General features: G+C 43.3%; 12 protein-coding genes. 8 read left to right on the plus strand and 4 right to left on the minus strand.

What is annotated here, in order from left to right:
* Window positions 1-55 precede the first annotated feature (55 nt).
* On the minus strand, window positions 56-1,183 hold the full coding sequence (locus tag JFC08_RS12260) for an FUSC family protein (RefSeq protein ID WP_198330904.1): 1,128 nt from the start codon (window positions 1,181-1,183) through the stop codon (window positions 56-58).
* Between the two features lie 398 nt (window positions 1,184-1,581).
* Here JFC08_RS12260 and JFC08_RS12265 point away from each other — a divergent pair, with 398 nt between their 5' ends.
* Window positions 1,582-3,402, plus strand: coding sequence for an acyl-CoA dehydrogenase C-terminal domain-containing protein (locus tag JFC08_RS12265; protein ID WP_198330905.1), 1,821 nt, complete (start codon window positions 1,582-1,584; stop codon window positions 3,400-3,402).
* Between the two features lie 191 nt (window positions 3,403-3,593).
* The gene (locus JFC08_RS12270; protein ID WP_198330906.1) at window positions 3,594-4,076 is read left to right on the plus strand and encodes a hypothetical protein; all 483 of its coding nucleotides are present in this window, start codon (window positions 3,594-3,596) and stop codon (window positions 4,074-4,076) included.
* Window positions 4,077-4,113: 37 nt separating this feature from the next.
* On the opposite strand, the gene JFC08_RS12275 is transcribed toward JFC08_RS12270, so the two are convergent.
* Together JFC08_RS12275 and ybaK are read right to left on the minus strand one after the other, a co-directional pair.
* Entirely contained in the window at window positions 4,114-4,488 is a 375-nt protein-coding gene (locus JFC08_RS12275) for a 5-carboxymethyl-2-hydroxymuconate Delta-isomerase (protein WP_198330907.1), read from the minus strand.
* Window positions 4,489-4,595: 107 nt separating this feature from the next.
* Window positions 4,596-5,084: a Cys-tRNA(Pro) deacylase gene (gene ybaK / locus JFC08_RS12280; RefSeq protein ID WP_055123626.1), complete on the minus strand. Its 489-nt coding sequence runs from the start codon at window positions 5,082-5,084 to the stop codon at window positions 4,596-4,598.
* A gap of 258 nt (window positions 5,085-5,342) precedes the next feature.
* Between ybaK and plsB the strand changes: the two genes are divergently transcribed.
* Window positions 5,343-8,141 carry a glycerol-3-phosphate 1-O-acyltransferase PlsB gene (gene plsB / locus JFC08_RS12285; protein WP_198330908.1) on the plus strand — a complete coding sequence of 933 codons (2,799 nt, stop codon included), beginning with the start codon at window positions 5,343-5,345 and terminating at the stop codon, window positions 8,139-8,141.
* A 144-nt stretch (window positions 8,142-8,285) separates the two neighbouring features.
* Here plsB and ettA read toward each other — a convergent pair whose 3' ends face one another.
* The gene (gene ettA, locus JFC08_RS12290) at window positions 8,286-9,947 is read right to left on the minus strand and encodes an energy-dependent translational throttle protein EttA (protein WP_045443195.1); all 1,662 of its coding nucleotides are present in this window, start codon (window positions 9,945-9,947) and stop codon (window positions 8,286-8,288) included.
* Window positions 9,948-10,384: 437 nt separating this feature from the next.
* On the opposite strand from ettA, the gene JFC08_RS13810 reads away from it, so the two are divergent.
* The 5 genes from JFC08_RS13810 to JFC08_RS12310 all read left to right on the plus strand — a co-directional run bounded on the left by JFC08_RS13810 (window position 10,385) and on the right by JFC08_RS12310 (window position 14,292).
* A complete protein-coding gene (locus tag JFC08_RS13810) occupies window positions 10,385-11,041 on the plus strand; it encodes a ferredoxin reductase domain-containing protein (RefSeq protein WP_227697768.1) in 657 nt (218 codons plus the stop codon).
* A gap of 90 nt (window positions 11,042-11,131) precedes the next feature.
* Window positions 11,132-11,608 carry a 2Fe-2S iron-sulfur cluster-binding protein gene (locus tag JFC08_RS13815; protein ID WP_227697769.1) on the plus strand — a complete coding sequence of 159 codons (477 nt, stop codon included), beginning with the start codon at window positions 11,132-11,134 and terminating at the stop codon, window positions 11,606-11,608.
* A 150-nt stretch (window positions 11,609-11,758) separates the two neighbouring features.
* Window positions 11,759-13,108, plus strand: coding sequence for a fatty acid desaturase family protein (locus JFC08_RS12300; protein WP_198330909.1), 1,350 nt, complete (start codon window positions 11,759-11,761; stop codon window positions 13,106-13,108).
* A 221-nt stretch (window positions 13,109-13,329) separates the two neighbouring features.
* Window positions 13,330-13,623, plus strand: a complete 294-nt coding sequence (locus JFC08_RS12305; RefSeq protein WP_045456426.1) for a GNAT family N-acetyltransferase — start codon at window positions 13,330-13,332, stop codon at window positions 13,621-13,623.
* A 375-nt stretch (window positions 13,624-13,998) separates the two neighbouring features.
* Window positions 13,999-14,292: a 4a-hydroxytetrahydrobiopterin dehydratase gene (locus JFC08_RS12310; protein ID WP_198330910.1), complete on the plus strand. Its 294-nt coding sequence runs from the start codon at window positions 13,999-14,001 to the stop codon at window positions 14,290-14,292.
* Window positions 14,293-14,385 lie beyond the last annotated feature (93 nt).

The following is a 14,385-nucleotide window of genomic DNA, read 5'->3' on the forward strand; positions in this document are numbered from 1 at the left end:
TGCGACTTTTTTTAATACTTGATTTCAAACGTACTGGTGGTTTGACATTCATCAATTAGCCAAAGCGCGCCAGTAGCCAGTTTTCGATACGCCGTAGCGGTATGCGTAAGTTGGTTGAATGCATCACTAGTCCGCCGCTCAAACCCACCAAGCAGCCAATCACGGTATCAAAAAGGCGCGTGCGAATCACTTCTTGATAGGCGGACTCAGAAAACGGTAGGCCACTGCCGTATTCTGCAATAAATATCGTCAGCGGCGTGATAAATATGACTGCCAAACCATAATGTCGATCCACCAACGTCTCGATACAAAGCATCATCGTCAGTATCGCCAGTGCGACACCCCATATTGACAATCCCCAAGACAACATCCAACTCGCCAAAACCACGCCCAATACTGTACCAAGTAAACGATGTATTTGCTTAATCCACATGGTACGCAAATGAATACCTTGGATAATCAAAAAGCAGCTAACTGCTGCCCAATAGGGGTTGGACAGCTGTAAAGTGACGGCGATGAGCAAGGCTAAACTGACAAAACTGGCGACAATCAAACTTTCAGTAATGGTATCTGGCTCGTAGCTATAAGTAGGCGTCGGCGTCGCTGGGCGCGTTGCTAATAAAAACAACGAATACAGCAATGCCATCACTAAAGCAAAGCCACTGCCAAGCATCACCAGTCCAGTTGCACGTAAGATGTCTTCCAAAGGCAGCGGTATAAATAGCGCAATAGCACCTGCCATCATCACAAACAGTCCCGCTGGCGGTGGCTGACGATAATAACGTCCAAAAATCACAATACCAAACGCCATTAGCGTAAATATTGGCAGCTTTAATAGCGGGACTTGCTGAGCAATTAGACCGAGCGCAAAGCACAGCGACATGGCAAAACCCCAAGCCATCACCGTCACCAATCGATACGGCAGCTTGCCCACTAAAGGTATGTTCAAAATAACCATCGCCCCCAAAGACGCTTTGATACCTGACGATAAAGCATCAAAATAAGCGCCCACAAACACAGGGAAACTGATGGCTATCGCCGCGATAATCGGCATATGCCACGGTCTCTTACTACGGTTCACTGTCAGCAGATGCGCCAGCTCCCCATCAATTAAAGCCTTTATGCGAGCAAATAACGCTGTCAGCCAAGATGCTCGCGTTGCCTCGCGCTTGGATGCGCTCATAATTGGCTTTCCTTATATCGTAAATGCAGTTAAAAAATGTTTTCCTGATACGGTTACATTTATCATAAATAGGTACTTAACCACAGACACTAATAAAAACCGAACCCATCAACCCATAAATTAATGTTTTGATTTAAAATATTAATTATGAATATTAGTTATTAGTTATATATTTGTCGCTATAGAAGATTTATACTGACAGTAACGCCGCGACAGCTGTTTTTTATCAAGGATGCCTTAACGGCAATCAAAATGGATGAGCTGTTTTTGATAAATCTGAATGACGAGCCGTGATATCGTCTATTCTTACCCCAAATAATTAAACACCCTTTTACATGAAACGTGGCTCAACTACTGAGCTAGCCATTTATGATAGCGAATAACTAAAGAGAGCGACTATGTTAACTTACAAAGCACCTTTACGTGATATCAAGTTTTTAATAAATGATGTTTTCGACTTTCAAACTCATTATAAAGATTTGGATAATGGCGAAAATGCCGATCCTGAAACCGTTGATATGATTCTTCAAGGGATGGCAGATTTTGCTGAAAATGTCTTAGCGCCTTTATACCAGCCAGCAGATGCTGAAGGTTGTCATTTTGAGAATGGTGTTGTCACAACCCCTAAAGGCTTTAAAGAAGCTTATGATCAATTTGTAGAAGGCGGCTGGCAAGGTATTTCTTACCCTGAAGAGTACGGCGGTATGAATTTACCGACCTCATTGAACTTAATTAAAGCTGAAATGATCGGTACGGCGAACTGGCCATGGGCAATGTATCCTGGTCTATCAACTGGCTGTATCAATACCATTATGCAATATGGTACCGATGAGCAAAAAGAAACCTACCTGCATAAATTGGTCGAAGGCTCTTGGGCTGGTACCATGTGCTTGACTGAACCACAATGTGGTACGGATTTGGGTCAAGTTAAGTCTAAAGCCATTCCACAAGATGACGGCTCTTATAAGCTTAGCGGTACTAAGATTTTCATCTCAAGTGGTGAGCATGATTTAACGGAAAACATCGTTCATATTGTTTTAGCTCGTTTGCCAAATGCACCAGAAGGCACACGCGGTATCTCATTATTTATCGTACCGAAATTCTTGCCAACTATTGAAGGTGAAATTGGCGAGCGTAATGGCGTGACTTGTGGATCGATCGAACACAAAATGGGCATTAGCTCATCGGCTACTTGTGTCCTAAACTTTGATGATGCCGTTGGTTACTTAATTGGTGAGCCGAACAAAGGTCTAAAAGCCATGTTCACTTTTATGAACACAGCCCGTATTGGCACTGGTATCCAAGGTTTGGCGCATATTGAATTGTCATTCCAAAACGCGCTGCCGTATGCAAAAGATCGCCGTTCTATGCGCACCTTATCAGGCACGAAAGAGCCTGAAAAAGTTGCTGATGCCATCATCAACCATGCTGACGTACGTCGTATGCTATTGACCCAAAAAGCCTTTGCCGAAGGCGGTCGCTCGATGATTTATCATTCTGCGCGCTATGCCGATAAAATGGCACAGGGTATCATCAATGGTGATGATGAAGAGTTTGAAAAATGGGATGACAAATTGGGTTTCTACACACCAATCCTAAAAGGCTTCTTAACTGAGCTAGGTATCGAAGCGGCTAAACACGGTCAGCAAGTCTATGGCGGTCACGGCTATATCAAAGAATGGGGCATGGAGCTAATCGCTCGTGATGCTCGTATCGCCACCATGTACGAAGGTACAACTGGTATTCAAGCATTGGATTTACTCGGTCGTAAAGTGATCTTGCAGTCTAAAGGCAAAATCATCCGTGATTACACTTCAAGCATCATGAAATGGTGTGGCGAGTATGCGCTTGATAAAGACATGCGTAAATTCGTTTGGGCGCTCACCAAGCTATGTGCTGAGTGGAATACATTGACTGTCCGCTTGATGCTAATGGCGCGTAAAGATCGTGAAATCATCTCTGCTGCATCAGACGATTTCTTGATGTACTCAGGCTATGTCATGATGGGTTATCATTGGGCGCGTATGGCAGCAGTCGCTTATGACAAGCTTGAAACTGGTGGTACTGAATCCCCAGAATTCTACAAAGCTAAGATCCAAACGGCTGAATTCTACTTTGATAAGTTGTTACCACGTACCTCGGGGCATGCCGAAGCCATGGTTGCACCAAGCGACAGCATGACAGCAATGAAGATTGAGAACTTTGCTTTTCTAGACTAAGTTTTTTAGACTAAGATAGCATCACAATTAAGCAGTAATTAATAAGAAAAGCGCCTAGCATGTAGGCGCTTTTTTATGCTTAACTAAAAGTACAGACGTTCTCATTAAAGCCTATCGATAATAAATGTACATCATAGATGACGGTTAACGAGTAACTCATTATAGATAAACGGCCATTTTAGGAGCCAATCATGTTATCCAGTGATCATCAAAAAACTTCCTTAGCCTCATCATTTATACGAGTGCTACTGCTCAGTACGGCACTGATTAGTTTTAGCGCAACTAGTGCTACGGAGCTGGCTAAAAACCCTGACATTCCTATTAAATTTGCCAAAGGCGCGATCAGTAGTTCGGTCACTGGCAAATTAAGCCCCAATGAAGATGAGCGCTGGTATCGCTTTGATGCCACCAGCTGGCAATATGCCGTTGTTAATATTGCACCACTTACTGATACGCCTGAGACAGCCAATGTCGGCGTATTACATATGCCAAACGGTACGCAAGATGGCAGCAAAGGCGGTATCGTGTATCAAGGCTGCCTACCCGCAACCGGAGAATATCGCTTACGTATTGCCCGAAATTTGATGGCGACTGAAGGTAAAACGGCTGGTTATAAGGTTGAGGTAATGATATTACCTACATATGCCAGTAAATCGCTATGTGAGTACTTATAGCGATTGATGAATCGTCGTTTCGGACGATATCAGCATTTTAGCTACCCAGCATTTTTTTATGATACACCGTGCTAATTTCTTCAACTTCCACACATATCTGTAAGGCTGCTCGCCCTGATTGCTCTGCGCCTATCGCCTGCTCTATCGTCGTCACCAGCAGCCCTGCTAGCTGATTACGAATAACCATGTCACGACCAGTCATTAGTTTTAGATGCGCATAAATAAAGCCATACGCCTGCTCATCATCTTCAACGCCTACCAAAAATGTCTCAATGGGCACGATCCGTGCTTTAATATCAGTCGGCGTGCCAAAGTGCCCACTGTCCCATAATGCTTTATTTAACGCTTTAAGCAATGATTCTTCATGAGCAATACTGACATTGGGCGTCATTTGAATGGTTAGATGTGGCATGAATATGTCCTTATAAAATATGAGTGAGGGGATAAAATATTAGCCATCGTTTCAGACTTGATTAAACAGCCCGTTAGCGGCAACGATTTTTAGTCATCAGTAACTTTTTAGTCATCAATAATAGTACTAAAGCAAGCAGCAAGGGTCTCAGCTAATTGTGCTGGTGGCAGCTCAATTTCTAAACCACGGCGACCACCGCTGACATAAATCGTTGTCTGCTCTGCAGCCGAGCTGTCTATAATAGTCGGCAAGCGCTTTTTTTGTCCCAATGGGCTGACGCCGCCTAGCACATAGCCCGTACTACGCTCTACCTGCTTAGGATCCGCCATTTGCACTTTTTTGCAGGTCAGCAATTTATTCGAAGATAGCGCCTTAGCCATTTTTTTAAAGTTTAACGTTTTATCCACGGGTAAGATAGCAACGGCAAGCGCACCAGTCTCTGTCGACACCACCAAGGTTTTGAACACTTGTGACACATCCACGCCTAGCTTTTCTGCCGCCTCTAAGCCAAAAGAGGCGGCATTACTGTCATGGACATAGTCGTGTAATTGATAGTTCAGAGCGCGTTGTTTGGCAAGATTAATCGCTGGTGTCATAATATTTCAGCTTATATCAATGATATTAAAAGGTAGATTTAAACATAATTACTCTATAGTGACTCTTGGTTGTCGCCGAACTATTATTGCGCTAAATACATTAACTTTCAATTATTTGAGCTTATTAAGAGCGGCTTAACTCACTATATAGTAACCAGACCGTATTAATATTAGCAGTATATACAGACACTATATATCGCTTTGATGGCTTTTATGGCATCATAAGCGCAACATATTTGACTATTTTTGATACTGATTATGATACCGAAGTTCTTAAAAAAACGGATTTTTAAAGCGCCAGTCACAACCGACAGCGCTTCTAATACTGACGTCAATCCAATCGCCCCCAAGCCTTATTCCAATGCGCCGATTAATCAAATTTATCGCAAGCTATCGGGGCAGCTACTCGATGTCGCTGTTAAACCTAAGTTATTGGGTGAATTACCTGAGTTCGATACAGACGATCAAACGCTAAGATTTTATGTGTTGCAAGATTATTCGCGTTCCAACAGTATTTTGATTGACCTGCAGACGCAAGAGCACAATTTACCACCAGCATTGGTTGGGGTACATGATGCCGCCCATAATATCAAAGAAAACGCAGCCATCATATTTTTGAACCATCCAAGCGCCAAAGACAGTCAGCTATCGCCGCGCCTGTCACGTTTGGTGTCTGCTGTTTTGCAATATCCAGAGCTAAAAGTACGTTTGGTGCCCGTCTCTATTTTATGGGGACGCGCCCCAGAAAAAGAGGATTCACTGTTTAAGCTGCTGACCGCTGACAACTGGCAGGACCCTAGCATCACCAAGCAGCTCTTTAATATCGGAGTAATGGGACGTGACACCTTTGTACAGTTCCATCCACCTCAAGATCTACGTACCCTTATCAATGATAGCCTTAAAGGTGATGAAGAAGGGTTTTCTATTTTTGATTCGCTAGCCGTGGATTCAAAAGAGAACTCTATAAAAGAAGGTGATATAAAAGAAAATTCTGCAAAAGACAGCAATTTAGACATCACGAGTAGCGTGGGCGATACTAACGAAGCACCAAACTATGCTCTGGTAGCGACCGCTGACAGTAATCGTGAACTGGTACGTATGCTACAGCAGCGGCTTACGGTTTATTTAGACAAGCAGCGTGCCAGTATGCTCGGTCCTGATTTATCAGACAGACGCAACTTAGTAGACAAGCTAGTGTATTCACCAGCTATCAAACATGCGATAGAGGCAGAAGCAGTAGAATCTGGTATCAGTGTACGTGAAGCCCGTGTCTTGGCTAAAGGTTATGCCAATGAGATGGTCAATGACTATTCACATTCCATCGTGCGCGGTTTTTATAAGTTTTTAACGTGGTTATGGACGCAACTCTATGATGGCGTAGAAGTCCATCATTTCGAGCGCGTACGTGAGCTTGCGACTGACTATGAGCTGGTTTATGTGCCTTGTCATCGTAGCCATGTCGATTACCTATTGCTATCTTATGTCATCTACAAGCGTGGTCTGAGCATTCCTTATGTCGCTGCTGGTGACAACCTAGATGTACCCGTATTAGGTCCATTATTACGCGGCGCGGTTGCCTTTTATATACGTCGTAGCTTTCGTGGCAATGCACTTTATACTGCCGTCCTCCGCGAATATATGCACACCCTTATTACGCGTAACACACCGATTGAATACTTTATCGAGGGTGGTCGCTCGCGTTCAGGACGTTTATTACCACCGAAGATGGGCATGCTAGCAATGACAGTGCACAGTCAATTACGTCATTCTGAGAAGCCAGTGGTTTTCATTCCGACTTATATCGGTTATGAGCGTATTATGGAAGGTGGCACCTATGTTGGTGAGCTAAAAGGCAAGCCAAAAGAATCTGAATCTTTACTAGGCTTACTCAAAGTTGGTCGTAAAATTGAGCGTATCTTTGGTAATGTACATCTAAGCTTTGGCACACCGCTGCATCTTAGCGACTTTATGACAAAATTCGATGTGCCAGCCAATAGCTTGCCAACGGATCGCACCGATACCCCGCTCGATGATAAAGCCAGCGCGATGGTCGATAACATCGGCGTCAAAATCATGCAGCACATCAATAAGGCGGCGGTTGTGACGCCCGTTTCGTTATTATCATTGGTATTATTATCAGCGCCTAAAGCGGCTTTAGATGAAGAAATCTGCCGTGAGCAAATTGCCCTTTATCAAGGTCTTGCTCAGCAGTTGTCCTACTCAGATGATACCGTCATTACAGATATGAGTCCGCAGCAAATTATTGATTATGGTATCAAGCTAAAGCTCATTGAACGTACGCCGCATATCTTAGGCGACATCATTCAGATTGCCGGCAAGCAAGCGGCCTTGCTCAGCTATTTCCGTAATAATATCCTGCATGTCTTTATTTTACTGTCTTTTTTAGCCGCCTTAGTCGCGCGTAATGGTCGTATCGAACGCAATCGTTTGGACAATATTGCTAAGCAACTCTATCCATTTTTACAAAGCGAGCTGTTCTTATATTATCCAGCACATGGCTTGGCTGATACCTTGAACAAAAAAGTCGACAGCCTACTCTCGCATGGTCTAATTGTCGAATTGAGCGATGGCGTACTCAGCGTCCCTGAATCAAACAGCAAATGCTATCAGCAGCTGCAAGTGCTAGCGACGCCTGTCGGACAGAGCCTTGAGCGTTACTTTATGACGCTTGCCCTACTCGCCCAGCAAGGCTCAGGCAATCTAACCGAAAGCGAAGTCGTTGATCTGTGTCATCTGCTGGGTCAGCGCTTATCTGTACTATATGCAGATGATATTCCTGATTTCTTTGACCGTGCCTTATTCACCAGCTTTATTAGTGCCTTGACTCGTCTTGATTACTTGCAAAAAGATGATGAAACTGGCGTATTGACCTTCGATCATCGTATCAATGATATTGCTCGTCATGCTAAGTACGTGCTAACGCCTGACATGATGCAGATTTTGCAGCAAGTCGCCAGCTTAGATGAAGAAGAAATTACTCATGCGATTACTGAGATTAGTAATAAAAAGCAGCGTAAATTTGGCCGTAAGCGTTAATTTGTAACCAGCTACAATATTTAATGAGCTAAACTAAATATATCGAGCAAAAAAAGACCTCTAATTGATTAGAGGTCTTTTTTTATCTTTAAATTTGAAATTTCTAAGTAGTTTTTTTTAACAACTACTTTTTAAATAACAGTCCTAGGTTGAAATCTTTTTATATTTCATACGCTTAGGAGTGGCAGCATCACCCATCGTCTTTTTACGATAGGTTTCAAACTCAGAATAGTTACCATCGAACCAAACTGGGCCTTCATCTTCGAACGCCAAGATATGAGTGGCGATACGGTCAAGGAACCAGCGATCATGCGAGACGACCATGACCGTACCTGGGAAGACCTGAATCGCATCTTCTAGCGCACGTAAGGTCTCAATATCCAAATCGTTTGAAGGTTCATCAAGGAGCAATACGTTCGCGCCCTGCTTCAATGTCTTAGCAAGCTGCAAGCGGTTACGCTCACCGCCAGACAATTGACCAACGTGCTTTTGCTGATCTGAGCCTTTGAAGTTAAAGCGACCGATATAAGCACGACTTGGCGTGGTGTAATCGCCAACCGTAATAATATCAAGACCGTCAGACACTTCTTCCCAAACGGTTTTGCTGTCATCTAAGTTATCACGTACCTGACCAACATAAGCGACTTTGACACTTTCGCCCAAATCGACTGAACCCGTATCTGGCGTATCACGCTCAGTAATCATATTAAATAGCGTGGTTTTACCCGCACCATTTGGTCCGATGATACCGACGATAGCACCAGCTGGCACGTTAAAGCTTAGGTTTTCATAAAGCAGACGATCACCAAATGATTTGGAGATGTTATTCACTTCAATGACTTTATTACCTAAACGTGGACCGGGTGGAATATAAATTTCAGCGGTCTCATTGCGCTGTTGGAACTCTGTTGAGTTCAACTCTTCAAAGCGCTGTACACGAGATTTAGACTTGGCTTGTTGACCTTTTTGGTTTTTGCGAATCCAATCTAGCTCTTTTTTCAGTGCTTTAGCAAATGATTCTTCTTGCTTATTCTGCTGCTCTAAACGGGTGTTCTTTTGCTCGAGCCACTCAGTATAGTTGCCTTCATACGGATAACCATGGCCACGATCTAGCTCCAAAATCCACTGAGCGACGTTGTCTAGGAAATATCTATCATGGGTAATGGCAACGATTGTACCGCTATAGTTCTGCAAGAACTGCTCTAACCATGCTACGGACTCAGCGTCCAAATGGTTGGTTGGTTCGTCAAGTAACAGCATGTCAGGGCGTGACAATAGCAAACGGCATAGTGCCACACGGCGTTTTTCACCACCAGACAGCTTACTAACATCCGCATCCCAAGGTGGCAGACGTAGGGCATCAGCTGCTTTTTCGAGCTGGGTATTTAAGTTATGAGCATCCCACGCTTGAATGATGTCTTCCATCTTGCCTTGTTCTTCAGCAAGCTTATCAAAGTCAGCATCAGGCTCAGCGTATTCTGCATAAATGGCATCTAAACGAGCAAGTGCATCTAATGCTTCACGCATACCGTCTTCGACGTTACCACGCACGTCTTTGCTGTCATCAAGCTGTGGTTCCTGCGGCAAATAACCAATTTTGGTGCCAGTTTGCGCGCGTGCTTCACCACTAAATTCAGTATCCACGCCCGCCATAATGCGTAGCAAGGTTGATTTACCTGAACCATTGATACCCAAGACACCAATTTTGGCACCAGGGAAAAATGATAAGTTAATATTTTTTAAAATTTCACGCTTAGGCGGAACAAGTTTTGACACGTTGTTCATCGTGTAAATATATTGAGCCATTAACACTCCGATAGACTGCATAAAAGAGGCAAGCAAATCATACTTAGCAATGATGCCAAGCGTGCTGCACCTCAAAATCAGGGTTACAAATTATAAGCCATTATCGCATTGTGGCGCATACCCTGCAAGCCAACAGATTGTTTTAACGATTGTTTTACGGCTTTTGTCACAGAGTGCTCAGCTTTCTAGCTAAAAGCGGTAACGAAACCTACTATCGAACCGTTTCGCTTAACATTCTGACTTATAACTGTTTTATAAAGACCACAAAAAATAGCATCAAAACTTTCGCAAATTTAATCAATAGCCGTTAGCATGTTAGGATAGCTTAACAAATTCGAGCGACCTGACCTAAGTGATATCTGCTAAATTGGCGCACAGGTGAACACAATATTTATGATGTCAATCATTTTGATAGTATTAACAAAGGTACTGATAATATGACCAACGGCTATCGCCCTGAAATGATTCAACATGCATTTATCGATTTTATTGGATCGCACTTACAGCCGTTTTGGTCTTTCACTGTCCCAAAGCTGCGCCTTGTTGCGCGATATACCCTTAGCGATGACTTAATAGCGCTCAGATTTGAGACCAATCATGCTTTTCGACGGCAATTAGTGGGTTCGCAACGTGGTTGGCAGGGTGGTCAACATCTTAACTTAAGCCTTCTTATTAAAGGTGTGTATCATCAGCGCAGCTATTCATTATTAGGTTTGGCGCACCAACCGCTCTGGTGGCACGACGTTACTACTGGCAACAGTATTAATAGTGGCGATAGCAAAAAGCAACCACCTTATCTTGCGATTACCATTGCTATTAAGCCGCAAGGCTTGGTTTCGGATTACTTAACCAAACATATGGCACTTGGCAGTGTCATTAACAGTAGTGTCCCTAGTGGCTCTTTCACTTTGGCACAATCATCTATAACGGTACAGACAAAATCAGCTGCCGAAAAATCTGCTTCTTTATTATTTATCGCGGGTGGCAGCGGTATTACGCCCATGTTAGGGCTCATCACGCAAGCACTGGACAACGGACATCAGGTGACGTTGCTATATTACAGTCGCACTGAAATGCTCCCGTTCAAAAACTAATGGCAACAACTGAGCACAGCGTATCCAGCTTTCACCTATCATCTGGTCAATACCGAGAAAGCTGATACTTATTTGGCGGGCAAGCGACATTTGAGCGTAGACAGTTTGTTGGCATTAAACCTACCACTGGCAGATACGCAAATATTTGCATGCGGGTCACAGACTCTGTTGACTGGCTTATATAAAGCAGCGGCAGAGATAACCTTATCGCACAATAAAAACCTGCGCGATAATATCATTGTAGTAAACTTTGGTCATGCGTCGCCTGATTTCAATTTTGATAACAAACAGGCGCTCGATAGCAAAAAACACGCAGCGCAACATACTGTTTATTTACGGGCGAGGCAACGGCAGTTTGATAGTAGCACGACATTATTGAATGCCGCAGAGGATGCAGGAATTCGCTTAGCGCATGGTTGTAGACAAGGTATCTGCCAGTTGTGTCGCTGCAATAAAGTCAGCGGCGTGGTCAAAAATATCCACACAGGAAAAATGAGCAGTGATGGTTATGAATCTATTCAAACTTGCATCAACATTGCCATGACTGATGTGGTGCTGGATATTTAGCAACACGGTGATAAAAATAAATACTCATAACGGCTCATAAGATAGAAACACAGCCTGCTGTTACCTTATAACCTACGGTAAAAAACTTAAACAACTTATTGAACCGAACCCAGTACCGACTCTCCGTACCATTTCGGTTAAGGATTATTTATGCGCTTGCTACCACCCGTCACTACTGCACAATCTGCTGTACCAGTTTTGACCACACTAACTGATGCAAAACAGCAGAAAGCAAAACAGTTGACTCGCTACCCAACGTTGACAGGAGCGCCCTTACCGAAGGCGCAATCTGATGCCCTCGCTCATGAATTAAATGTGCTTTACCGAAGCGTGATGGATTCGTTAGGTAGCGATGACGCACGATACATTAAACGAGTGTATGCCGCGGTAGTCTATAGTGAGATGACAGCGCGTGGCTTACTGGCAGCGGCTGGATGCATGCAGGCAAAACGTAAAATTGTCGCGACTTGGCTATTGGGTACCTCACTACTGAGTCTCAGCAAAATTCTAAACAATATGGAGCTTGGGCATAATGTCATGCATGGTCAGTATGACTGGATGCAGCACCCGTATCTCAACAGCCAAAAGTTTGATTGGGACATTGTCTGTCCTGCCCCATTGTGGCAACACTCTCATAATTACTTGCATCATACTTTTACCAATATCGTTGGTCGTGACCATGATGTTGGCTATCACTTAATTCGCGTGACTGATGAGCAACCTTGGACGCCAAGCGACCGCCATAATATGTTGAAAACAGCGGTATTGGCTCTAGGTTTTGAGTGGGCGGTCGCCTTTCATGATATTCAAATCAGTGTCGACGAATACGCAGACTCCCCTGATAGACACCAAACCATGCAACAGAAATCTCGCGCATTATTCGCCAAAATCGCACGGCAAGTAGGCAAAGATCATATTGTACTACCCGCGTTAGCAGGGCTGACATTAGGTCGGCGTAGTGCTATGACTACACTGAGCGGTAATGTTACTGCCAATATCGCTCGTAATCTGTGGACATGGGCGGTGATATTCTGTGGACACTTTACCGAACAAGCCCATATCTATACCTATCTCGATGCCGATGAGACTAAAGGCGACTGGTATGTGCGTCAAATTCTTGGCTCCAGCAATATTCAAGGCAGTAAGCTGTTTCATATTTTGACGGGTAATTTATCGCATCAAATCGAGCACCATATCTTCCCTGACATGCCAGCCAGTCACTATGCTCGTATCGCACCACAATTACAGGCAATATGCCGCAAGTACAATCTACCCTATAATACTGGGCGCTTTGGTACACAATTCCGGCAAATGCTGGAACGTATCCGCCACTTTAGCAAGCCAAGTGCTGAAGAATGGCAGTCTTATTTACACTCACAAACTACGTCAATCACTGAAACAAATCATGCCGTAGCAGAAAGACAAAAAGAGCTGCCCGCTATACGTGGATTGGGTAAATATCTTCCCCCTGTCATGCGCCAAGCCTTATTTTATGCTTGATATGCAGCTCATATGGAGATCACTGGTAGACCCCTTTAGTCTTAACATTTACTCTATCGACTCTTACGGTAAAGAACTATAAATGTGAATCGAAAGGACTCATACTTTAGTGAACAATCTATTTGGTCATTCAAGCTCTTTTCATTTAAAAATACGATTGATCCATACTAAAAAAACCAATAATAGTTAACGATAATAATCAATAATAACGGAGAATATCCATGAAAAATCAAAACTCTGAACAAAACCTAACCATCACCCATGATGAACAGGCTAAACGCTTTGAGACCTCTATTGACGGTTATACTGGCTATATTAGCTATCAAGAGCGTGACGATACATTAGTTTATGATCATACTATCGTACCTCAGGAGCTAGGCGGGCGCGGTATTGGCTCAGCATTGGTTAAGCATGCCCTCAACTATGCTCGTGAACAGAATAAAAAAGTGATACCACAGTGCTCATTTGTCTCGTCATATATCAGCAAACATCCTGATTACCAAGACTTGCTATAGTCCACTCTTTAGCGATGAGCCATAGAAAATGCAGTATGCTAATAAGCGTCATAATTTCTTTAGAAATGTTTTAAGCATTTACTATGGTTCAGCTTGGCTAATAAAATTGAAGCGTTAATACGCTACTACCCTCCTATTTATTTGCTATCTGCCCTCGTATATTTATCTTCGAATATATGGCAAGATAGCAAATATAGGCGGGTTTTCTGGCCTATAATGGCAATAGAACAAAAGGTCTTTACAGTGACGTAATAGCGTTAATGATATAACTGAAAAAGAGAATTGAAGTTTCGTAAAATAGCTTTGACAGCTACAATGTAGTGCCTGATATAGTTTTTAATAAACCAAACCAACATAATAATAAAGGTGATTAATATGAGTAGTTTATCTGATAAGCAAGTAAATTTGCAGCTGGAAGAATTGCCCGGTTGGCAGCGCGAGGGCAATGCTATCGTAAAAACATATCACTTCAGCGATTTCATCGAAGCCATAAGCTTTATGAATCAAGCCGCGTTCCATGCCGAAGCGCTCGAGCACCATCCCGAATGGCGCAACACGTATAACGTGGTAGATGTTCGCTTGACTACTGGCGATACTGGCGGTATTACCAGCCATGATATTCGTCTGGCGAAACGGATGGAACACATAGTCCAGCCGAAACGTTTATAGTGATGTGTTTGTTTTTATAATGTTTATAAAAATCCTTTATTAGGGCGTGTTGAACATTGGGAATAAAACGATGGCAAAAAAATAGCAAACGGT

It is taken from the genome of Psychrobacter cibarius, from assembly GCF_016107535.1.
Classification (GTDB): Bacteria; Pseudomonadota; Gammaproteobacteria; order Pseudomonadales; family Moraxellaceae; genus Psychrobacter; species Psychrobacter cibarius.